At 67.1% G+C, this 20,998-nt stretch carries 20 protein-coding genes; 10 read left to right on the top strand and 10 right to left on the bottom strand.

Features of this window, described 5'->3' with window-relative positions:
- Positions 1–2 precede the first annotated feature (2 nt).
- Positions 3–278: a hypothetical protein gene (locus tag C6A82_RS15605; RefSeq protein WP_105347623.1), complete on the top strand. Its 276-nt coding sequence runs from the start codon at positions 3–5 to the stop codon at positions 276–278.
- The gene (locus C6A82_RS15610) at positions 275–1,810 is read left to right on the top strand and encodes an alpha/beta hydrolase (protein WP_105347624.1); all 1,536 of its coding nucleotides are present in this window, start codon (positions 275–277) and stop codon (positions 1,808–1,810) included. The genes C6A82_RS15605 and C6A82_RS15610 overlap by 4 nt, the downstream gene beginning before the upstream one ends.
- Here the strand turns inward: C6A82_RS15610 and C6A82_RS15615 are convergent.
- From C6A82_RS15615 to dop, 8 genes are all read right to left on the bottom strand, one after another.
- A complete protein-coding gene (locus C6A82_RS15615) occupies positions 1,807–3,660 on the bottom strand; it encodes a putative nucleotidyltransferase substrate binding domain-containing protein (protein ID WP_105347626.1) in 1,854 nt (617 codons plus the stop codon). The genes C6A82_RS15610 and C6A82_RS15615 overlap by 4 nt on opposite strands.
- Positions 3,635–5,185 carry a GMC family oxidoreductase gene (locus tag C6A82_RS15620; RefSeq protein WP_105347627.1) on the bottom strand — a complete coding sequence of 517 codons (1,551 nt, stop codon included), beginning with the start codon at positions 5,183–5,185 and terminating at the stop codon, positions 3,635–3,637. The genes C6A82_RS15615 and C6A82_RS15620 overlap by 26 nt, the downstream gene beginning before the upstream one ends.
- A 1-nt stretch (position 5,186) precedes the next feature.
- A complete protein-coding gene (locus C6A82_RS15625) occupies positions 5,187–6,737 on the bottom strand; it encodes an APC family permease (protein ID WP_105347629.1) in 1,551 nt (516 codons plus the stop codon).
- Between the two features lie 13 nt (positions 6,738–6,750).
- Entirely contained in the window at positions 6,751–8,229 is a 1,479-nt protein-coding gene (locus C6A82_RS15630) for an aldehyde dehydrogenase family protein (RefSeq protein ID WP_105347630.1), read from the bottom strand.
- A 79-nt stretch (positions 8,230–8,308) separates the two neighbouring features.
- Complete coding sequence (gene prcA, locus C6A82_RS15635) at positions 8,309–9,046, bottom strand: proteasome subunit alpha (RefSeq protein WP_105347632.1); 738 nt, start codon at positions 9,044–9,046, stop codon at positions 8,309–8,311.
- Entirely contained in the window at positions 9,043–10,002 is a 960-nt protein-coding gene (gene prcB, locus C6A82_RS15640; protein ID WP_105347633.1) for a proteasome subunit beta, read from the bottom strand. The genes prcA and prcB overlap by 4 nt, the downstream gene beginning before the upstream one ends.
- Positions 9,999–10,193 carry a ubiquitin-like protein Pup gene (locus C6A82_RS15645; RefSeq protein WP_046365221.1) on the bottom strand — a complete coding sequence of 65 codons (195 nt, stop codon included), beginning with the start codon at positions 10,191–10,193 and terminating at the stop codon, positions 9,999–10,001. The genes prcB and C6A82_RS15645 overlap by 4 nt, the downstream gene beginning before the upstream one ends.
- A gap of 102 nt (positions 10,194–10,295) precedes the next feature.
- On the bottom strand, positions 10,296–11,792 hold the full coding sequence (dop, locus tag C6A82_RS15650) for a pup deamidase/depupylase (protein ID WP_105347635.1): 1,497 nt from the start codon (positions 11,790–11,792) through the stop codon (positions 10,296–10,298).
- Between the two features lie 209 nt (positions 11,793–12,001).
- On the opposite strand from dop, the gene C6A82_RS15655 reads away from it, so the two are divergent.
- Positions 12,002–13,156 (top strand): hypothetical protein, encoded by a 1,155-nt coding sequence (locus C6A82_RS15655; RefSeq protein ID WP_105347665.1) that lies wholly within the window; start codon positions 12,002–12,004, stop codon positions 13,154–13,156.
- Between the two features lie 249 nt (positions 13,157–13,405).
- Complete coding sequence (locus C6A82_RS15660) at positions 13,406–14,563, top strand: hypothetical protein (protein ID WP_105347637.1); 1,158 nt, start codon at positions 13,406–13,408, stop codon at positions 14,561–14,563.
- A gap of 16 nt (positions 14,564–14,579) precedes the next feature.
- On the opposite strand, the gene arc is transcribed toward C6A82_RS15660, so the two are convergent.
- Positions 14,580–16,397 (bottom strand): proteasome ATPase, encoded by a 1,818-nt coding sequence (gene arc, locus C6A82_RS15665; RefSeq protein ID WP_105347639.1) that lies wholly within the window; start codon positions 16,395–16,397, stop codon positions 14,580–14,582.
- Positions 16,398–16,544: 147 nt separating this feature from the next.
- On the opposite strand from arc, the gene C6A82_RS15670 reads away from it, so the two are divergent.
- From C6A82_RS15670 to C6A82_RS15680, 3 genes are read left to right on the top strand one after another with little or no spacing between them, the layout of a single operon-like run.
- The gene (locus tag C6A82_RS15670; RefSeq protein WP_105347641.1) at positions 16,545–16,976 is read left to right on the top strand and encodes a hypothetical protein; all 432 of its coding nucleotides are present in this window, start codon (positions 16,545–16,547) and stop codon (positions 16,974–16,976) included.
- 41 nt (positions 16,977–17,017) lie between these two features.
- On the top strand, positions 17,018–17,518 hold the full coding sequence (locus tag C6A82_RS15675) for a hypothetical protein (RefSeq protein ID WP_199193905.1): 501 nt from the start codon (positions 17,018–17,020) through the stop codon (positions 17,516–17,518).
- A gap of 11 nt (positions 17,519–17,529) precedes the next feature.
- Positions 17,530–17,826: a DUF503 domain-containing protein gene (locus tag C6A82_RS15680; RefSeq protein ID WP_105347642.1), complete on the top strand. Its 297-nt coding sequence runs from the start codon at positions 17,530–17,532 to the stop codon at positions 17,824–17,826.
- Here the strand turns inward: C6A82_RS15680 and C6A82_RS15685 are convergent.
- Complete coding sequence (locus tag C6A82_RS15685) at positions 17,823–18,650, bottom strand: tRNA (adenine-N1)-methyltransferase (RefSeq protein WP_105347644.1); 828 nt, start codon at positions 18,648–18,650, stop codon at positions 17,823–17,825. The two genes, C6A82_RS15680 and C6A82_RS15685, sit on opposite strands and share 4 nt — an antisense overlap.
- Before the next feature lie 75 nt (positions 18,651–18,725).
- On the opposite strand from C6A82_RS15685, the gene C6A82_RS15690 reads away from it, so the two are divergent.
- The 3 genes from C6A82_RS15690 (at position 18,726) to C6A82_RS15700 (ending at position 20,979) form a co-directional block, all read left to right on the top strand.
- Positions 18,726–19,616, top strand: coding sequence for a RecB family exonuclease (locus C6A82_RS15690; RefSeq protein WP_105347646.1), 891 nt, complete (start codon positions 18,726–18,728; stop codon positions 19,614–19,616).
- A gap of 65 nt (positions 19,617–19,681) precedes the next feature.
- Entirely contained in the window at positions 19,682–20,488 is an 807-nt protein-coding gene (locus C6A82_RS15695; RefSeq protein WP_105347647.1) for a thioesterase family protein, read from the top strand.
- Positions 20,485–20,979 carry a DinB family protein gene (locus tag C6A82_RS15700; protein ID WP_105347649.1) on the top strand — a complete coding sequence of 165 codons (495 nt, stop codon included), beginning with the start codon at positions 20,485–20,487 and terminating at the stop codon, positions 20,977–20,979. The genes C6A82_RS15695 and C6A82_RS15700 overlap by 4 nt, the downstream gene beginning before the upstream one ends.
- The last annotated feature ends 19 nt before the right edge of the window (positions 20,980–20,998 follow it).

The raw sequence follows: 20,998 nt of genomic DNA on the forward strand, positions 1-20,998 counted from the left end.
GCATGGGGGGAAACACCGAAGTCGACCTGGACGCGCTACGAGCCGTCGCCGACCATGTCACACAGGCCGCAGATGCCATCGCCGAAATACACTGGGCCACAGTACCATCCGCCGAGTTGGCGGGCTCGACGGTGGCCACCGTACCCGCGCCCGATCTGATCGCGGCGAAACTGGCCGACGTCATCGCGAACATGCGCGGTTGGGCGGTGGCCGCACGAATGGCCGCCGATGCCTTCGAGCGCGCCGACAGCCGCAGTGCCGACCGCTTCCCCCGATGAGCAGGCTGACGGTCGCACAGGCCGAGGCGTGGAACCCCGACGCGCTGCGCGACACCGCCGACGAATGGGACGCCGCCGCAACAGATCTACGCACCCGCGTCGACGGTGTCGTACGTGCCATCCAGGGCAGCCGCGACTACTGGACCGGATCGGCCGCCGAGGCGGCTCGCGGTCACGGCGCCACCATCGCCGCCGACGGCGCACTGGCGACGCGGTGCCTGATCACCGCCGCCGTCGCGGCGCGTGACGGCGCGGCTCAAATGGCAACGGCGCGAAGCGCTCTGATCACACTGCTGTCCCAGCGAACGCCACTTCTCGTTCCGCTGACCGGCGGCAGCACGCATGTCGCGGCCGAGGCGCTCGACGGACAGGTCGAGGCCGCCCTCGACCGGCTCGCAGCGGCCGACGCGGACACCGCAGCCGACGTCACCGAGGCGCTGAACCCGAAACATGCACCCAAGGCCTCGACGGCGCCGGCCGGGGCGGGGCCGGTGCCGATGGCCGACGTCGTCGCGGGCTGGTCGGCGATCGAGCAAGACCGCATCGCGAGCCAGATCGAGGCGATGACACCCGAACAGCGTCAACGGCTCATCGACGAATTCCCCAAGCAGGTCGGCAACACCGACGGTGTGCCGTGGAATATGCGAATCGCGGCCAACCGCACCAACATCGCGCAGGCGATCGCCGACGAGCGCCGTAGCGACAGCCCGGACTCGCGGCGCCGTATCGCCCTCTACCAGGATCTGCTCGGCGAGGTCGACGACCCGACCCGCAGCGGCCGCCGGGTGGACAGGCAGATCCTCGCGTTCGACCCGCAGCGGGAATCGCTGATCGAGCTCAACGGAAATGTGAAAGCCGCCACGAGCGTCGCCGTCATGGTGCCCGGGATGAACACGACGATCGAGGATTCGGCGGCGAACACCGCGACGGCGAGGCGCTTCGTCTCGGCCACCCGCGGCGAGGTCGCGGCGATCACCTACCTCGGCGGCGCGTTTCCCCGCGGGGACAACGTCGCCGCGGGCGTCACCCGGGCCGCCGACCCCCGATACGCGCTGGACATGGCGCCACGCCTGGTGGCGTTCAGCGAGGACGTCGACCGCACGGTCGACGCCACCGGCCGCGACATCCCCGTCACCTACATCGGCCACTCGTACGGCGGCTCGATCATGGGCACCGCGGAGGTCTTCGGGCTGACCGCCGACCGCACGCTCTATCTCGCTGCGGCCGGCGCGGGCGTCGGCGTGGACGAACCGTCGGACTGGCACAACCGAAATCCCGACGTGCTGAGGTTCTCGATGACGGCACCCGGTGACCTCATCGAGGTGGTGCAGGGCAATCCGGCCATCCCGCACGGTGCCGACCCAGACGAGATGCCCGTCGTGATCCGTTTGGCTGCAGGTGATTACGACGACGGTCGGCCGATGGCGGGTCCGCGGGCACACACCGACATCGTCAACGCGCCGTCGGACTCCTGGCGCCGCATCCTTGCGGTCATCACCGGCGATTCGGCGACACTGCACAAGGCGGGCTAGCCGGGCGGGATAACGACGTTCTTCACCCGGCGCTGCACCGCCACGATCTCGCGCAGACCGTCGTTGAGCAGACTGCGGTTCAGCGGCGACAACTCGGACACGGTGATCACGTCGCCCGGGGTGTGGCCCGCGGCGATCTGCGCGACCTGATGGGCCATCCGCAGCCGCTGCAGCATGACGAAAACGTCGCACAGGATGTCGGCGTCCTTGTCGCTGATCGCACCGACCTGCGCGGCGGCGCTCAGCCGGGCGGGCGTCGTCGCGGACCCCAGGTCGGCGCTCAACCCGCCCCACCGGGCCAGGTTGACGATCGGTGTGATCGCGTGCTGTTTGAGGTCGAAGGTGCCGCCGCGCCGTGACAGCACATCGCGAAGCGACCTGGTCCTGACCCGAGAGGCCAGCGCCTCGAGCCGCTGCAGCCGCAGCGCATCGGGATGTTCCTCGCGCATCGAACGATAGGCGGCGGGAACCGTGTGCAGCGATGCGTCGCCCCAGACCACCCGCCCGTCGATGAGCAGTGACGACATCATCAGGCCCTGGTCGCGTAGCGGATCGTCGAGCCAGCCCTTCGCCGCTTCGAACCATGCCGACTGCGATCGCGAGAACAGCGGCGCGTAGGCGACCGCGCCGTTGCGGTCATGCGGCAGGCCACAGCCCTCGAGGATCTCGTGGGTGCGCGCGGCGACCGCACGCAACGCCTCACTCGCAGAGGACATGTCGTCACGCCACGACATCGCGCTGTCCACATCCGATGAGGGCACCGCCTCACGGCGGGCGACACTGCCGAGCGTCAGCCATGCGAACCCGTCGATACCGCCGGCCGCGTCGGCCAGCGCCAATTCGAGTGCCCTGCGCACCAGGCTGTCGATGACGACCGAGAGAATCGCACTGGTCGCCGACGCCTTGGTGCCGTTGCGGAACAGGTCACCGGCCACCCCGGTGACGGTTTGCCCGATCTCCTGCAATTCGGTTGCGCCAGCTGCCGATCCGATGGAGCGACGCAGGATGAAGCTCTGCCTGACCGATGCCGCCAGCAGGTCGGCGTCTTCGAGCACACCGACGACCTCACCTCGCGCGCTGACCACCGGCATGTGCTTCATGCCGCACTCGAGCATGTCCATCAGCACGGTTTCCGCGGTCAGGTCAGCGGTGACGCGGCGCGCCGGTGCGCTCATCACCCGCGTGATCGGCTCGTCTATCGAGACGCCCGCGGCCACCACCCGAGTTCGGAGGTCACGGTCGGTGAAGATGCCCAAATCGCCGTCGGGCAGCCGGATCAACGCGTAGGACACGTGGTGCTCGGTCATCCGGCACACCACCTCACGCACCGACGAATCGGGTGCGACGAGCAGCACGTCGCCGTGGACGAGTTCACCGACCGGCCTGCTGTCGGTCGTCGGTGCGATCGTCGGGCGGTCGGTGCGGCTGCCCATGTTCCATGCCGTCGACGCGAGGAACGCAAGGCCCGCCGGCTTGGCGAACTGGGCGCGCACCAGCGCACCGGGAAGCCGGATCAGCGTGCTCGGCTCCGTGGTGCGTGCCACGAACTCCATACCGCCGCCGGTGAGAAGCGGGGTGTAGCCGAAGACCCCGCCCTGCCCGACGGTGTCGATGGTGGCCGCGTCGGTGCTCGCCTGCAGCGTCACAGCTCCGCTGCGCACCATCCACACGTCGTCGGGCACGCGGGTCGAGTAGTCGGCGACGACGGCGCCCGCCGGGAAGTCGACCGACTCCGAGCCGGCAGCCAGATCGGCGAGCTCCTCGTCGGGCACCGCCTGAAAGGGCGTGTGCTCGCCGAGAAACGACGCGAGACTCTCTATCGAATCATCTCCCCCGGATGAGGTCGGCACACTTCTCCGCCATCGTCATCACCGTGATGTTGGGGTTGACCGAGGGCAGCTTCGGCATCGCGGACGCGTCGACCACCCGCAGTCGCTCGGCGCCCTTGACCCGCAGTTGCGGATCGAGGACCGCCATCGGGTCGCCTCCCGACCCCATCCGCGCGGTGGCGGCGGGGTGATACACGGTGTTGTGGCACCGGTGGATGTAGTCGAGCAGTTCGTCGTCGGTCGTCGCATCGGGCCCTGGCGCGAGCTCGCGGCCGACCCATTCGGCCAGCGGCTCCTGCGCGGCGATCGCGCGGGCCAGCTTGACGCCGGTCAGCATGATCCGGTCGTCGTAGCCGTCGGGGTCGGTGAAGTAGCGCGGGTCGACCCGCGGTCGGTCGCGAAAATCTTTGCTGCGCAGGCGAACTGTGCCTCGTGACCGGCCTTGGGTGACGTTGGGAGTCAAGCAGAACCCGTTGTTCGTGGTCGGATAGCCGCGGCGCAGCGTGTTCATGTCGAACGGCACGCTGCCGTAGTGCATCATCAGATCCGGCTGGCCGGCGTCGTCATCAACGGTGGTGAACAAGCCGATCTCCCACCACTGCGTCGACGTGGTCACCATCGGCTTGGCGGCCTCCCAGAACACCAGTCCCTCGACGTGATCGTCGAGGTTCGAGCCGACGCCGGGGGAATCGACCCGGACGTCGATGCCCATCTCGCGCAGGTGCACGCTCGGGCCGATCCCCGAGAGCATCAACAACTTCGGGGTGTCGATCGCCCCCGCGGTGAGCACCACCTCGCGCCGCGCGGAGACCGTGTCATAGCCGGTGAGGTCCGGCCGCTGATACCGGACACCGGTCGCGGTATTGCCCTTGCCGAAAAGGACCTCGGCCACCCAGCAGTCGGTGCGGACCTCGAGGTTGCTCCGCGAGTCCAGGATCGGATGAAGGTACGCGTGGCTGCTGGAGTTGCGGGTGCCGTCTTCGGCGGCGTTGATCTGGAACCAGCCCGCGCCGTTGCGCACCGTCTCGCCGCGATTGAACGCAACGGTCGGCATCCCGACCTTCGCGGCCGCCTCGAGCACCGCGACGCCGCACGGGTCGTCGGGCGGCACGTCACGCAAACCGACGGTGCCGGTCAATCGCTTTACCAGCGGCAGGATCTCGGCGGCGCTCCACCCGTCGGCGCCCATGGTCACCCATTCGTCGAGACACTCCGCCGGCGGCCAGAACGCGATGCACGAGTTGTGTGACGAGCAGCCGCCGAGCACCTTGCCCCGCGCGTGTCGCATGAACGAGTTCCCTCGTTCCTGCGGTTCCACCGGGTAGTCCCAGTCGTATCCGGAGTCAAGCAGATGCATCCACTCGGACAACACCAGGATGTTGTCGTCGCCGACGTCCGACGGGCCCGCCTCCAGTAGACAGACAGTGACGTCCGAATCTTCCGAAAGTCTCGCCGCCAGTGCGCATCCCGCCGTCCCGCCACCGGCGATCACATAGTCGAATGTGCCGGTGACCCGCACGTGAGGAGGACCAACATCCTGAGCCATTTCAGGCCTGCTCGAGAGGCTTCTCGACCTTCGCTTCTGCCACCGTCTCCGCGGCGTGCGACTCCAAAGTCCCGATGTGGTGACGACCCTTGACGAAATACCACAGCAGACCGGCGCCGAGGATCACGCCGATGTAGACGAATGCGCCCCAGGTGTTGTACCAGGGCTCGCCGTAGACCGCGGCGCGCGGCCAGGCCAGGTTGACCGCCATGCCGACGCCCCACACCACGGCGACGATGTTGACCAGCAGGCCCCACCGCCCCATCGTGAAGTAGCCGCCCTCCTTGAGATCCGCTGGCGGCCACTGCCCTTGAAGGCGCTTCTTGAGCAGCGGGCCCGTCACCATCAGGTAGGCAAGATAAATCATGATGATCGCGATCGACGTCAGCACCGTGAAGATCTGTGCGTTGGCGATGTTGAGCACCAAGATGATCACCGAGATGATCCCGATGGTCACCGCGGGAATGATCGGGGTCTGGGTCTTCGGGTTGACCGTTGCGAGCTTCTCGCCGAACGGCAGCGCGTTGTCCCGGGCCATCGCGAACGTGAGGCGGATCGCGGCGGTGTGCACAGCGAGGGTGCAGACGGTCACCGCGATCACGATGCAGATCAGGAAGATCTTGCCCAGCGGTCCCCACATCACCTGCTCGACGATGTACTGCAAGCCTCCGCTGCTCTCACCGAGCTGCGGGTCCTGCAGGTTCGGCGCGGCCATCACCGCGAACACCAGGATGCCGCCGCCGATCACGAACGATGCCAGGATCGCCCGGGCGATGGCCTTCGGCGCGGTGCGCCGCGGCTCGACCGTCTCTTCTCCCAGCGAGCTGGCGGTGTCGAAGCCGTACATCACATAGCCCGACGCCAGCGACGCGATCAGGAAGGCGCCGAGGAAACCCATGCTCTCCCCCTGGCCGTATCCGTTGGTGGAGAAGAAGATGTCGGGGCTGTTCTGAACATTGACCGCCAGCAGGACGACGATCAGGACGGCGGCGATGAGCTCGATGAACACGCCGCTGCTGTTGATCCTGGTCATCAGCTTCACGCCGAGTGCGTTGATCAGCGTGGTGAACGCGATCAACACCGTGCCAAGAATGACCGCATTGGCGGCGTAGTCGTACTCGCCGGTGCCGTCTCCGATAATCTGGAAACCGCTCCACAATCGGGGCAGGTTGAGCTGGTAGGCCAGCGCGACCGCGGAGATGGTCACGATCGACGCGGTCAGCATCAACCAGCCCGACGTCCAGCCGACCAACCTGCTCGCCAGCTTCTTCGACCAGTTGTATACCGAGCCTGCCACCGGATATTTCGCGGCCAGTTCCATGAAGCACAAGGCGACGGCCATCTGCCCGACGAACACTATCGGCCACGACCACAGATAGGCCGGACCCGCTGTGCCGAAGCCGAAGTAGAACAGCTGGAATGTGCCGGTTAGAATCGAGATGTAGCTAACCCCGGCTGCGAAGCTGGCGAACTTGCCGATGCTGCGGTCCAGCGATTCCTTGTACCCGAAGTCCTCCATGCCGCTGTCGGCGTGCGAATCCTTGATCGCCATGGGTGCTCTCTTTCTAGCCCTTGAACCAGCCGGCGGGTTGGGGTGCGGTGTTGTGCCAGATGTGTTTCATTTCTTGGTATTCGGCGAGCCCCGTCGGGCCGAGTTCGCGGCCATTACCCGATTGTCCGAATCCGCCCCACTCCGCCGCCGCTGTGTAGTAGCCGAAGTCGTTGAGCCACACCGTGCCGTGCCGAAGTGCCCGCACCACACGCTCGCCCCGGGCTTGATCCGACGTTCGCACGCCCGCCGCGAGACCGTACTCCGTGTCGTTGCCCAGTGCTATCGCCTCCGCTTCGCCCGCGAACCGCTCCACTGTGAGAATCGGTCCGAACGTCTCCTCCCGCACGATTCGCATCGAGCGGTCGCACTGGTCGAAGATCGTCGGCAGGTAGAAGTAGCCGTTCGCCAGCGCCGGGTCGCTCGGCCGCGCGCCGCCGGTGACCAGTTTGGCTCCCTCCGAAATGCCTTGCTGGACATGCCCCTCGACCTTGGCCCGGTGCTGCTCGGAGACCAGCGGCCCGGTTTCGCTCGCGGAGTCCATCCCGTTGCCAAGCCGGATCTTCTCGGCGCGCTCGGCCAGCGCGGCGACGAAGTCGTCGGCGATGGACTCCTCCACGATCACCCGGGTGCCCGCCGAGCAGACCTGACCGGAGTGCAGGAAGACGCCCGTGAGCACCTGGTCGACGGAGCTCTCCCAGTCGGCGTCGGCGAACACGATATGCGGGTTCTTGCCGCCGAGTTCGACCGCGACCTTGGTTACGTGTTCGGCGGCGACCTTGGAGATGGTCTTGCCGGTGGCCAGTCCCCCGGTGAACGAGATGAAGTCGACGTCGGGAGTGTCGGTCAGCGCGGCGCCCAGCGTTGCGCCGCTGCCCTGCACCAGATTCACCACCGAAGCGGGCACCCCCGCCTCTTCGAGAAGGTGGACGAACGCGATCGTGCTCAGTGGCGTGACCTCGCTCGGCTTGGCGACCATCGTGCAGCCGGCGGCGATCGCAGGAGCCACCTTCCACGACATCTGCAGAAGCGGGTAGTTCCACGGCGCGATCAGCACGCACACGCCGATGGGCTCACGCACCACGCGGCTGACGACGGCGGGGTCGCCGACGTCGACGAGGCGATCGGCTTCGACGCCTGCAAGCCGGGAGTAATACCGGAAAACCGATGTGACGTCGTCGATGTCGATGCGGCTCTCGACAAGCGTCTTGCCGGTGTCCCTGGTTTCCAGCTCGGCGAGCGACTCCTTGTCACGCTCGAGCAGATCGCCGACGCGGTCGAGGAGCGCGGCACGTTGCGTCACGGGTGTCGCAGGCCATTCGCCGTCGTCGAACGCCTTCCGAGCGGCCGCGACGGCATCGCGCGCGTCGTCCGGGGTGGCCTCGTCGACCACCGCGGCGACGCTACCGTCGGCAGGGTTGACGATCTCACGTGTCCCGCCGTCGGATGCATGCCGCCACACTCCGCCGATCAGGAGATCGGGTTGACCGTCCATATCCGCTCACCGCTCATCTCGTCGCGCCGAGATGGGACACTACCCACTCGCGCCACTCGCGGCGTGATCTTCGAGTGGCCTATTCCTTCGAGTTTTCGGGCTCGCCGGAGTCGTCGTCGGGCAGCACGGCCTCCAGAGCCGGTCCGGTGATGCGCCGGAACGCCCGCCGCGGCCTGCTCGCGTCGAGGATGGCCACTTCGAGGGTGTCGGGTCCCAGGCGGCGGCGGGCGTCCGATCCGTTACCGCCCGCCTTCAACGCGTCGACGGCGATCTTCACCGCATCCGAGAGCTTGGTGTTCTCCGCGTACGACTCGTTGAGCTTCTCGATGATCGGCTCGGTCGTTCCGCCCATCACCACGAAGTGCGGTTCGTCGGCGATCGAGCCGTCGTAGGTGATGCGGTACAGCTCAGGCGCCTTGGTCTCGCCGTGGTGGGCGACCTCGGCGACGCACAACTCCACCTCGTAGGGCTTGGCCTGTTCGGTGAAGATCGTGCCGAGCGTCTGCGCGTACACATTGGCCAGCTGGCGACCGGTGACATCGCGGCGGTCGTAAGCGTAGCCCCTGGTGTCGGCGTACTGGATGCCGCCGCGGCGCAGGTTGTCGAATTCGTTGAAGCGGCCGACCGCCGCGAACCCCACCCGGTCGTACAGCTCGCTGACCTTCTGCAGCGACCGCGACGGGTTCTCGGCGACGAACAGCACGCCGGAGTCGTAGGCCAGTACCACCACGCTACGGCCCCTGGCGATGCCCTTGCGCGCGAGCTCCGAACGCTCCCGCATCGCCTGCTCGGGTGAGATGAAATACGGGAAGCTCATGTCGAGTCGCCCCGCGCATCGGTCGACGGACCCGCCGTGTGGCGGAATGTGTCTTCGCGGGAACGGCTTTCGATGACCTCACGGGCCAGCGCGGCGATCCGCTCCTCGGGTACCTCCTCGGCGCCGTCGGCCCCGAGGAGGACAGCGGTCGGGTAGATGCCGCGGACCAGATCCGGTCCGCCCGTGGCAGAGTCGTCGTCGGCGGCGTCATAGAGCCCTTCGATCGCCACCCGCAGGGCCGACTCGGCATCGGTGACTTGTGAATACAGTTTCTTCACCGACGATTTGGCGAAGATCGAGCCCGATCCCACCGACTGGTAGCCCTCTTCCTCGAAGTTCCAGCCGCCCGCCGCGTCGAAGGACACGATGCGTCCCGCCGCCTCCGGGTCCGGATCGTCGAGGTCGTAGCCGGCGAGCAGTGGCAGCGCGACGAAGCCCTGCAGTGCGGCTCCGAGGTTGCCGCGCACCATCGTCGCCAACCGGTTCACCTTGCCGGGGAACGTGAGCGGGACGCCTTCGACCTTCTCATAGTGCTCGAGTTCGACGGCGTAGAGGCGGGCGAACTCGACGGCGATCGCCGCGGTGCCCGCGATGCCCGTCGCGGTGTAGTCGTCGGTGATGTACACCTTCTTCACATCGCGGCTGGCGATCATGTTGCCCTGCGTCGCGCGCCGGTCACCCGCCATCACCACGCCGCCGGGGAACGTCAGCGCGACGATCGTGGTGCCGTGCGGCAGCATTTCCCCCGCACCGACGACTTCATGGCCGGTTCTGTTCACGGGTAGAAGCTCGGGCGCCTGGCGGCGCAGCAGTTCAGAGAAGGACGACAGGTCGACGCGCACGTGAGGAGCATAGGAGTCGTAGCGCACGTGAGGAGCATAGAAGGCTTGAGGCACAGAGGGCGCTCCGGGAAGGGGTGACGGGAAGTGCAGCTGATCGCGGTGCGGCCAGCTCACTGTCCACCCTTCTGGACGTATGCGCGGACGAAGTCTTCGGCGTTCTCCTCGAGCACGTCGTCGATTTCGTCGAGCAGATCGTCGGTCTCCTCGGTCAGCTTCTCGCGACGCTCCTGCCCGGCGGCCGTGCTGCCGGTGAGGTCGTCGTCCTCGCCACCACCACCGCCACGCTTGGTCTGCTCCTGAGCCATCGCTGCCTCCACCTCGTCTAAGCCTGTAGCCGGCGGGCCGTGTCGCCGCCCGCCGTTACTCCACCCTACCGTTCGGCGGCCGGTTTGCCTGGGATAGCGCGGCTAGTTAGTGAGCTGCTCTACCAATTCCGCGGCGCTGTCCACGGAGTCCAGCAGTGCTCCGACGTGCGCTTTACTACCGCGCAGCGGCTCGAGGGTTGGAATCCGCACGAGCGAATCGCCACCGAGATCGAAGATCACGGAGTCCCAGCTGGCGGCCGCGATGTCGGCGCCGAACCGGCGAAGGCATTCCCCGCGGAAGTAGGCCCTGGTATCGATCGGCGGATTGTCCACGGCGTCGCGCACCTGCTGTTCGGTGGTCAGCCGCTTCATCGATCCGCGCGCCACCAGGCGGTTGTAAAGCCCCTTGTCGAGGCGGACGTCGGAGTACTGCAGGTCGACCAGGTGCAGGCGGGGGGCGGACCAGCTCAGGTTCTCCCTGTTGCGGAAGCCTTCGAGCAATCGCAGCTTGGCGGGCCAGTCGAGGATCTCGGCGCACTCCATCGGGTCGCGCTCGAGCAGGTCGAGGACGGTCGCCCAGGTCGCAACGACGTCAGCGGCGCGGGGGTCGGGGTCGCGGCTGTCCACCAGCTTCGCCACCCGATCGAGGTAGATCCGTTGCAGCGCAAGGCCGGTCAACTCACGGCCGTCGGCGAGCGCGACGGTCGCGCGCAGCGACGGGTCGCGGCTGACGACGTGCACGGCGTGCACCGGCCGGGCCAGCGCCAGGTCGGTGAGGTCCATGCCCTCTTCGATCAGGTCGAGCACCAGTGAGGTGGCGCCCAGTTTGAGGTAGGTGGACGTCTCGGCGAGGTTGGCGTCGCCGATGATGACGTGCAGCCTGCGGTACTTGTCGGCGTCGGCGTGCGGCTCGTCGCGGGTGTTGATGATGCCGCGCTTGAGCGTCGTCTCCAGGCCGACCTCGACCTCGATGTAGTCCGACCGCTGCGACAGCTGGAAGCCGGGTTCGTCGCCCGACGGGCCGATGCCGACGCGCCCCGAGCCCGTGATGACCTGGCGCGACACCAGAAACGGGGTGAGCCCGGCGATCACCGCGGAGAACGGCGTCTGTCGCGACATCAAATAGTTCTCGTGCGACCCGTAGGACGCACCCTTGCCGTCCACGTTGTTCTTGTAGAGCTGCAGCTTCGCGGCGCCGGGCACGCTGGCGACATGGCGCGCCGCGGCCTCCATGACACGCTCGCCCGCCTTGTCCCAGATGACGGCGTCAAGCGGGTCGGTGCACTCGGGCGCCGAGTATTCGGGGTGCGCGTGGTCGACGTACAGCCGGGCGCCGTTGGTCAGGATCATGTTGGCCGCACCGACCTCGTCGGCGTCGACGATGGGCGGCGGTCCGGCAGACCGGCTCAGGTCGAAGCCTCGCGCGTCGCGCAGCGGCGACTCCACCTCGTAGTCCCAGCGCGTGCGCTTGGCCCGCTGGATGCCGGCGGCGGCCGCGTACGCAAGCACCGCCTGCGTCGACGTCAGGATCGGATTCGCGGTCGGGTCGGACGGCGACGAGATGCCGTACTCGACCTCGGTCCCGATAATCCGTTGCATATCCGTAAGCCTAGGTGACGGCCCCAAGTAGCCTGCGACCGTGCCTTCCGAGCAGCCCGATCGCAGCGCGACTGCCAGCCGGTTCGCGGCCACGCTCGGCGCCTGGGTTCCTTGCCGATCCACTGGCCGCCGGATGCGGTGAGCAGCATTCAGCACAGCGGTTCGCCGCAGCGGCGGGCCATGCACGACTGATGACGGGAGATGCACCGATGGTTTCTGCGGAGACCGCGCAACGGCGGGCGGCCGACCGGTGGTTCCTCGAGCGAGGCCTGCCCGCGGTCCTCCGGCCAGGAGCTCTCCTACGGAGGCTGTGGCCGCGGTCGGCGCCTGCACTGGCCGCCTATGCGGTGTTCATGGTCAATTCAATCTTGGTGGTGGCGATCAGCGGTAAACACACGATCGACATCAACGGCCATCCCACCCGTAACGAGTGGTTCGTGCTCGGGTTGCTGATACTCGTGGCACCGGTCGCAGCGCTGGTCGGCTGGCGCGTCTCCCGCATCACGAGCGTGAGCACCCGCACGGTCGTCGCAACGGCTTCAGTCCTCGTGGTGACTGTGGGCAGCTTTCTGGGCGGGCCGAGTGAGCGGGTTTTCGCCAACCTCGTGGTCGAGGTGATCGTGATCGTCGCCGCGCTGGTGCTCACCGCCAGCGGTGTCGGATCCATCCTCGGATGGGCTCTGCGCACCGCCGCTGACAACCTCTCGTTCATCGGCGCGCTGTTCGTCCGCGCGCTTCCGGTGGTGCTGCTGACCGTACTGGTGTTCTTCAACACCTATGTGTGGTCGATGGCGTCGACCATAAGCAGGCCCCGGTTGTGGCTTGCGCTCCTGTTCCTCGGCCTGCTCGCCGTCGCATTCATCACGTCGGCCACGATCGACAAGGTAAGAGCGATGTTGGCGGGCTCCCGCCGGTCCGACGACGACGACGGACGGCTCGCGGGCACCCCGTTCGAGTCGATGCCGGATCCTGCGACCGCACAGCCGTTGTCTCCGGGCGAGCGTGTCAATGTGGTTTTCGTCCTTGCCACCTCGCAGGTGCTTCAGGTCGGGCTGGTGGCCATCGTCGCGGGCCTCATCTTCTTCGTGCTCGGCCTGATCCTGCTCAGCCCCGAACTGCTCGCGCTGTGGACGCGCAACGGGTCGGGCGACGGCGACATCCTCGGTATGACGCTGCCCGTACCGCAGGCATTGATTCAGACCAGCATGTTCCTTGCCGCACTGACATTCATGTACATCAGCGCACGTGCGGTCGGCGACGCCGACTACCGTGCCAGGTTCATCGACCCGCTGATCGACGACCTGCGGCTGACGCTCGTCGCGCGGAGCCGCTACCGAGCGGCCGTTTCGCGCACCGCCTCGTAACCGTTTCTTAGCGATTTCACAGCGGCGAATTTTCAGGCTCGCATGCCTGCAGGTCAACGACGAGCTGGCAGTGTGCGCTTCTCATGCCAACAGATAGCGAGTATCGCGCCTGCCGCGGTGAGCGCCACGAACACGACCGTGGCCGCCACAAGGGCCGAGCGCGCGGATATGCCCCAGCTCCACCGATGTCGTCGACGCATCGGCATCAGTCCATCATCAGCACTGGAATTTCGCCATCTCTACCGCACAATGTGTGCCGTGGCGGATATGCGACAGGTTCACCAGTGGTTTCTGCACCGCGGCCTGCCGCTGGTGTTGACCTGTCGGGTGCGTTCGCGCGCGCTGATCGAACGGTCGGCGCCTGCGGTCAGCGGCGTCGGCGCGATCATCGCGTTGACGATGATGCTGGCCGAGCTGACCGGCGGCGATGCCGATTTCGCGAATGTGATCCGGCTGGGAGTGCTGACGCTGGTACTGATCGCCGCTCCGTTCGCGCTGTACCTGCTGCACCAGATGGGCACCAGGCTCGGCAAGGCGGGCAGGCGGTCGGCCGCGCTGTTGGTGATAGCCCTGTTCGTGTTCGGACTTCCCTTCGCCGACAGCGGATTCTCGGGATTCGCCGCCGCGGAGATCTTCGGCTTCGCTGTCGTCGCGCTGCTGGTGATCTGGTTGACGTACCTGGGCTTCGGTGCGATTGCGTTGTGGGCGTTCCGGTATGCCATGGTGCAGGTCGGCGCGCTCGGCACCCTGATGAGCCGGGCGCTGCCGCTGCTGATGCTCACGGTGGTGGTGTATTTCACCGGTGAGCTGTGGCAGCTGGCGGCCCGGATGACCCGCCAACGGCTCTGGCAGACAATCGGATTCCTCGCGGTCGTGGCGATCGTCTTCATGGTCACCACGATTCGCGACGAAGTGCAGGCCCTGCGCGACGACAGGGCCGAGCAGCACGACCCGGCGCGCCTGTTGGCGGCCACCCCGCTGGAGATCGGGGCCGATCGGCATCCGGCTCGCACGCCGCTGTCGCTGGCCGAGCAGGTCAACGTGGTGGCGGTGATGGTGGTGTCGCAGGCGATCCAGGTGGTGTTCTTCACCACCGGACTGTTCGCGTTCTTCCTCGCGCTTGGCTTCATCGCCATCCCCGACGACGTGACCGTGCTGTGGTCTGCCGAGGAGACCTGCCCGGTCGGGGAACCACCCTGTGCCGGAACGTGGTTCGGGGTTCACATTCCGATACCGCAGACGGTGGTACACACGTCGTTGTTCGTCGCGGTGCTGTCGGGGCTGTACTTCACGGTGAGTACCAGCGTCGACCCGTTGTACCGGCAGCGGTTCTTCGACCCGTTGGTGTCCGACGTGGCGACGAGCCTGGCCGGCCGCGACGCCTACCGCGAGATGACGACCGCCTAGTTCTTCCGCCAGCGTGCTACAGGTACTGACCCAGGTTGGACTCGGTGTCGATGGCCCGCGATGCGCTCGACGACTTGCCGGTGACCAGCGTGCGGATGTAGACGATCCGCTCGCCCTTCTTGCCCGAGATCCGTGCCCAGTCATCAGGATTGGTGGTGTTGGGCAGGTCCTCGTTCTCGGCGAACTCGTCGACGATCGAGTCGAGCAGATGCTGGATGCGAAGACCCGGTTGCCCGGTCTCCAGCACAGACTTGATCGCGTTCTTCTTCGCGCGGTCGACCACGTTCTGGATCATCGCCCCGGAGTTGAAGTCCTTGAAGTACATGACTTCCTTGTCACCGTTGGCATAGGTGACCTCGAGGAACCGGTTGTCGTCGATCTCTGCGTACATCCGGTCGACGACCTTCTCGATCATCGCCTTGATGCAGGCCGCCCGGTCACCGCCGAACTCGGCGAGGTCGTCGGCGTGCACCGGAAGACTCTCGGTCAGGTACTTGCTGAAGATGTCCTGAGCCGCTTCGGCATCCGGGCGTTCGATCTTGATCTTGACGTCCAGTCGGCCTGGCCGGAGGATCGCGGGGTCGATCATGTCCTCGCGGTTGGAGGCGCCGATCACGATGACGTTCTCCAGACCCTCGACACCGTCGATCTCCGACAGCAGCTGCGGGACCACCGTCGTCTCCACGTCGGAGCTCACACCTGTGCCGCGGGTGCGGAAGATCGAGTCCATCTCGTCGAAGAACACGATCACCGGGGTGCCCTCGGATGCCTTCTCACGCGCCCGCTGGAAGATCAGCCGGATGTGGCGTTCGGTCTCGCCGACGAATTTGTTCAGCAGCTCGGGACCCTTGATGTTGAGGAAGTACGACTTCGCCTCGCGGGCGTCGTCGCCACGCACCTCAGCCATCTTCTTGGCCAGCGAGTTGGCCACCGCCTTGGCGATCAGCGTCTTACCGCAGCCGGGCGGGCCGTAGAGCAGCACACCCTTGGGCGGACGCAGCGAGTACTCCCGGTACAGCTCCTTGTGCAGGAACGGCAGCTCGACCGCGTCGCGGATCTGCTCGATCTGGCGGGTCAGGCCGCCGATGTCCAGGTAGCTGACATCGGGCACCTCTTCCAGGACGAGGTCCTCGACCTCGGCCTTGGGAATGCGCTCGAACGCGTACCCCGCCTTGGTGTCGACCAGAAGCGAGTCGCCTGGCCGCAGCTTGCGCGGCCGGTCGTCGCCGAGCTCATCGTCATAGCCGTCGGGCAGATCGGCCGCGGCAACGAGCGGCTCAGCGAGCCAGACGATGCGCTCCTCGTCGGCGTGACCGACCACGAGCGCCCGGTGTCCGTCGGAAAGGATTTCGCGCAGGCTGGAGATTTCTCCCACCGATTCGAAGTTTCCGGCCTCGACGACGGTCAGCGCCTCGTTGAGACGGACCGTCTGACCCTGCTTGAGCGACTTCGTGTCGATGTTCGGCGAGCACGTCAGCCGCATCTTGCGGCCCGAGGTGAACACGTCGACGGTGTCGTCGTCGTGCGCGCCAAGCAGCACCCCGTAGCCGCTCGGCGGCTGACCGAGCCGGTCGACCTCTTCGCGCAGCGCGAGCAACTGCTGGCGGGCCTCTTTGAGGGTTTCCATCAGCTTGGAGTTCCTGGCAGCGAGCGAATCGATCCTCGCCTCGAGCTGATGCACATCACGCGCGCTACGAAGACCGCTCTGCGGCCCTACCGCGTTCTCCAGCTGCTCTCGGAGCAGCGCCGCCTCGCGGCGAAGCTGCTCCAGCTCGGCCGCTTCGTCACCGGGATCCGATGCCCCGTAAGGTTCAGAACGCTCTGACTCGCTCATGTTGCGCTCCCTCCCTGCACCGGATGTTGGTGCAGTAACAACATCAACGCTACCGGCGATTCAGCCTTTGTGTGTGGTGTAGCCATTCGACACACCAGCAACACTTGTTAACCTGAAGCTTGACTTGAGCCAATCGGAAGGAAAGCCGTGACCCTGAAATCCCTCGTAACCGGCGTTGCAGCAGTTGCCGCCGTCGGCGGTGCGGCGGTGGGTGTGACGTCCATTGCATCTCCCGCGATCGCCTTCGCTGACCAATGCGTGGATGCGGGCACCTTGCAGGGGGTCGTCGACACCCTGATCGCTCCCGGCGGCGACTTCGCGGGCCCCAAGGGTCAGCTGATCTCGCCCCCGCTGGGCTTCACCACCGGAAAGCTCGCCAACGGCACACTGCGGAACCTGTACGCCAAGGGCACCCTGCCGACGTCGATCAGCATCGCGCAGCCCTCGTGTAGCGGCCCCACTGCGACGTCGCAGATCTCCGCCGCGGGCCAGACCATGCCGATCACTTTCGTGAACGAAGCGGGTACGTGGAAGGTCACCGCCGCCTCGGCGTCTTCGGTGATCAACGCCTTGGGGTGATTCTGACCCCCACTGTTCGAGAGCGGCCAACGGTACTTCCGGTGGTCGCTCTCGCGTTTTGTGGCGTGCTCGGGGTCTCAGCGTGCTCCACCAACACCCCGCCGCCTGCGGAGCCGACGACGACGGCCGCCGCTGCGGCACCGGTCGCGCCACCCGCCTCCTCTCCGCTGCCGGCACCCGGGGCGCTGATCGACGTCCTCAACCGGCTGGCCGACCCGGCCGTTCCGGGTGCCGACAAGATCGGGCTCGTGGAGTTGGCGACGGCCGACGATGCCGCGGCGCTGGACAAGTTCGGCAAGGCTCTGGCCGACAGCGGCGCGCTGCCGCTGACGTTCGCGGCCGTCGACCTGAGGTGGTCGGACGCCGAGGCGGGAAACGTGGTGGCAACGGTCAACGTGACGACAGCCAACAAGCCGCCGGGGAAGTTCAGCTTTCCGATGGAGTTCACGCCCGTGCGCGACGGCTGGCTGCTGAACCGTAAGACCGCGAATCTACTGCTCGATTTCGGCGAAGGAGCGACCGCTCCGTCGCCACCTCCGTGACGATCCCCGCTATGTGGATCGGCTGGCTCGAGTTCGACCTGCTCCTCGGTGACGTGCATTCGCTCAAACAGAAGCGCTCCGCCATCCGCCCCGTGATCGCCGAACTGCACCGTCGGTTCGCCGTCTCCGCCGCCGAGACCGGATCCCAGCATTTGCACAGGCGTGCCGGTATCGGGCTGGCCTTGGTGTCGAGCGACCGCACACACGTGGTGGAGGTGCTCGACGCCGCCGAGCGCCTTGTCGCCGCACGACCGGAGATGGAATTGCTGTCGGTCCGCCGCGGCCTGCGGCGCAGCGACGACGACTAAGTCTGTTTCCTGCGGCGCACAGGCATCGGCGCGACGGCCCCTGGCGCGAGCTTTCGCGCGCTGATCAGGAAAGCCGTGTGGCCGCGCATGCTCTGTTGCGGCCGGACGGCCAGGCCCACCACGTGCCAGCCGCGCTGCATCGTCTCCCAGGCCCGCGGCTCGGTCCAGCACTGCTGCTCGCGCAGGGCCTCGACGACCCGGGACAGTTGGGTCACCGTCGCCACGTAGACGATCAGAACCCCGCCGGCGAGGAGCGCCTCGGCGACCTTGGGAAGCACCTCCCACGGCGCAAGCATGTCCAGCACCACGCGGTCCACCTCGGGTCCGGCGTATTCGGTGATGTCACCGATGACCAGATCCCAGTTGTCGGGCAGGCCGCCGAAGAACGTCTCGACATTGCGTGACGCGTGCACCGCGTGATCGTCGCGAAGGTCGTAGGACACCACCCGGCCCTCGGGGCCGACGGCGCGCAGCAACGAACAGGTCATAGCGCCCGAGCCTGCGCCCGCCTCCAGCACCCGTGCGCCGGGAAAGATGTCCCCCTCGTGCACTATCTGGGCCGCATCCTTGGGGTAGATGACCTGGGCGCCGCGGGGCATCGACATCACGTAATCCACCAGCAGGGGGCGCAGCGCCAGAAACGGGTCGCCGTTGGCCGACTTGACCACACTGCCCTCGGGCAGTCCGATCAGCGCGTCGTGCTCGATCGCACCGCGGTGGGTGTGGAATTCGCCACCGGCGGTCAGCACCACGGTGTAGTGCCTGCCCCGCACGTCGGTGAGTTGCACGCGATCGCCGACGGCGAACGGACCGGTTCTTGGCACAGCCCATCAGCCTGCCAGCAGACGCGCCGACGCGCGTGCCCGGGGTTGTCGCCCCTCGGTCATAAGCTGCCGGTCATGGACCAGCAGGAGGTCCCGTCGCGACCGGCGGAGCGCCGAAAGCCCGCGCTGTCGCCGTCTCGGGCCAGCGACTTCAAACAGTGCCCGTTGCTCTACCGGTTCCGCGCCATCGACCGGCTGCCTGAGCCGCCGTCGACGGCTCAGCTGCGCGGCTCGGTGGTGCATGCCGCGCTCGAACAGCTCTACGCGCTTCCAGCGGCGGACCGCGTCCCGGAGGCCGCGAGGTCGTTGGTCGCCCCCGCGTGGGATCGCATCGTCGCCGAGTCGCCCGACCTCGCCGGCGACATCGATCCGGCTGTCCGGGAGGAGCTGCTCGAAGAGGCCAGGGCGCTGTTGTCGGGGTACTACCGGCTCGAGGATCCGACCCGGTTCGACCCCGAGAGCTGCGAACAGCGCGTCGAGGTCGAACTCGCCGACGGAACGCTGCTGCGCGGATTCGTCGACCGCATCGACGTCGCGCCCACCGGTGAGCTGAGGGTCGTCGACTACAAGACGGGCAAGGCGCCGCCGGAGGCGCGGGCGCTGGCCGAGTTCAAGGCGATGTTCCAGATGAAATTTTATGCCGTCGCGCTGTTGCGGTCGCGCGGCGTGTTGCCCGCACGGCTTCGGCTGCTGTATCTGGCCGACGGTCAGGTGCTCGACTACTCCCCCGACCTCGACGAGCTCGAGCGGTTCGAGAAGACGTTGATCGCGATCTGGGAGGCCATCCAATCCGCGGGAGCGACAGGCGATTTCCGGCCACACCCGTCGCGGATGTGCGACTGGTGTGCACACCACGCGCACTGCCCGGTGTTCGGCGGCACGCCACCGCCCTATCCGGGTTGGCCGGCGCATCCCGCTGAGGGCGGCGAGGACGCGGTGCTGTTTTCCGCTGAGCCCGCTGCGTGACCCCGAAGGCGAGCGTGAGTGAGGATCGCAGCGCAGCGAGGACCGGAGGGAGCGGGAGCCGAGGCATGAGCGACAGTCACTACCGGCGGCTCGGCACCGATGGCGAATTTCAGCTTTTCGAGTCGACGGATCTCACCCGCAGCAACTGGGATCCGCAGATCCAGCACGGTTCGCCGCCGCTGGCGCTGATGACGAAACTGATCGAGGAACTCAGTGCGAACGCGACCTCCCCCGCGATGCGCATCGGCCGGGTGGCGATGAACATTCTCGGTGCGATTCCCGTCGCCCAGGTACGGGTTCGGGCTTGGGTGGAGCGTCGGGGCAGTCGCATCTCGCTGCTGGCGGCCGAGATGGTGGCCGCGCGACCCGGCGGTCGGGACCGGGCGGTCGCGCGCGCATCGGCATGGCTGTTGGCCACCAGTGACACCGCCGAGGTCGCGACCGACCGGTTTCCGCCGGTCGTCGAGGGCGACGCCGACCCCGTGCCGCACAGCTGGGAAGGCGCGGCCGGCTACCTGGAGGCGATCAGCTGGCGCAGGCAACGCGAGCAGGACAACGGGTCTCCCGTGGTGTGGCTCAGCCCGCTCGCACACCTCGTCGACGACGAGGACATGACACCGACGCAACGCCTCGCCCTTGTCGTCGACTGCGCCAACGGCGCAGGCGCGGCCATTGATCCGGCCGACTTCGTGTTCATGAACACCGACACCGCGATGCACGTGCACCGGATCCCCGTCGGCAATGACTTCGCGCTGCGCACGAGAGGCTCCATCGGGCCCGACGGCATCGGGGTGACCACCGCCGAGATCTTCGACCGGCACGGGTTCATCGGAACGTGTGCCCAGACGCTGCTGGTGCAACGGCGAAAATGACCGACGACGTCGTCTGGCAGTTCGACCTCGTGTGGACACTGGCCGAGTTGCACTTGTCCGAGCTGACTGAAAGCGATTTCTTCTGGGAGCCAACGGATTTGACATGGTCGGTGCGTCCCGATGACGCCGATGTCTGGCACCCCGACTGCGCCGAGACCGAACCCGATCCGGTGCCGGTACCGACGATCGACTGGCTGACCTGGCACATCATGTGGTGGTGGTCGACGGCCGTCGCTCACGTCACCGGCGCGACGCCGCCGGATCGCGTCGACGTCACCTGGCCAGGCAACGGTGCGGCGGCGGTGACCCGACTGCGCGACCTGGCTGAGCGGTGGCGTGCGACCCTGACCGAACTGACGGACGATCAACGCACGGAGCCATCGACTTTTCCGTGGGGCGCCGACGCGAACCGCACGATCATCCATACCGCGCTGTGGGTGAACGTCGAACTGACCAAGAACATCGCCGAAATCGGTCAACTGCGCGCCTGATGCGCGCCGCCCGCGCTTG

Origin of the sequence: Mycobacterium sp. ITM-2016-00318 (genome assembly GCF_002968285.2) — a bacterium.
Lineage (GTDB): Bacteria > Actinomycetota > Actinomycetes > Mycobacteriales > Mycobacteriaceae > Mycobacterium.

Excerpts from the sequence above, each read along its gene's own strand:
- C6A82_RS15605 (WP_105347623.1), top strand. The coding sequence starts at position 3 with ATGGGGGGAAACACCGAAGTCGACCTGGACGCGCTACGAGCCGTCGCC.
- C6A82_RS15610 (WP_105347624.1), top strand. The coding sequence starts at position 275 with ATGAGCAGGCTGACGGTCGCACAGGCCGAGGCGTGGAACCCCGACGCG.
- C6A82_RS15620 (WP_105347627.1), bottom strand. The coding sequence starts at position 5,185 with ATGGCTCAGGATGTTGGTCCTCCTCACGTGCGGGTCACCGGCACATTC.
- C6A82_RS15625 (WP_105347629.1), bottom strand. The coding sequence starts at position 6,737 with ATGGCGATCAAGGATTCGCACGCCGACAGCGGCATGGAGGACTTCGGG.
- C6A82_RS15630 (WP_105347630.1), bottom strand. The coding sequence starts at position 8,229 with ATGGACGGTCAACCCGATCTCCTGATCGGCGGAGTGTGGCGGCATGCA.
- prcA (WP_105347632.1), bottom strand. The coding sequence starts at position 9,046 with ATGAGCTTCCCGTATTTCATCTCACCCGAGCAGGCGATGCGGGAGCGT.
- C6A82_RS15645 (WP_046365221.1), bottom strand. The coding sequence starts at position 10,193 with ATGGCTCAGGAGCAGACCAAGCGTGGCGGTGGTGGTGGCGAGGACGAC.
- dop (WP_105347635.1), bottom strand. The coding sequence starts at position 11,792 with ATGCAACGGATTATCGGGACCGAGGTCGAGTACGGCATCTCGTCGCCG.
- C6A82_RS15655 (WP_105347665.1), top strand. The coding sequence starts at position 12,002 with ATGGTTTCTGCGGAGACCGCGCAACGGCGGGCGGCCGACCGGTGGTTC.
- C6A82_RS15660 (WP_105347637.1), top strand. The coding sequence starts at position 13,406 with ATGTGTGCCGTGGCGGATATGCGACAGGTTCACCAGTGGTTTCTGCAC.
- arc (WP_105347639.1), bottom strand. The coding sequence starts at position 16,397 with ATGAGCGAGTCAGAGCGTTCTGAACCTTACGGGGCATCGGATCCCGGT.
- C6A82_RS15680 (WP_105347642.1), top strand. The coding sequence starts at position 17,530 with ATGTGGATCGGCTGGCTCGAGTTCGACCTGCTCCTCGGTGACGTGCAT.
- C6A82_RS15690 (WP_105347646.1), top strand. The coding sequence starts at position 18,726 with ATGGACCAGCAGGAGGTCCCGTCGCGACCGGCGGAGCGCCGAAAGCCC.
- C6A82_RS15695 (WP_105347647.1), top strand. The coding sequence starts at position 19,682 with ATGAGCGACAGTCACTACCGGCGGCTCGGCACCGATGGCGAATTTCAG.
- C6A82_RS15700 (WP_105347649.1), top strand. The coding sequence starts at position 20,485 with ATGACCGACGACGTCGTCTGGCAGTTCGACCTCGTGTGGACACTGGCC.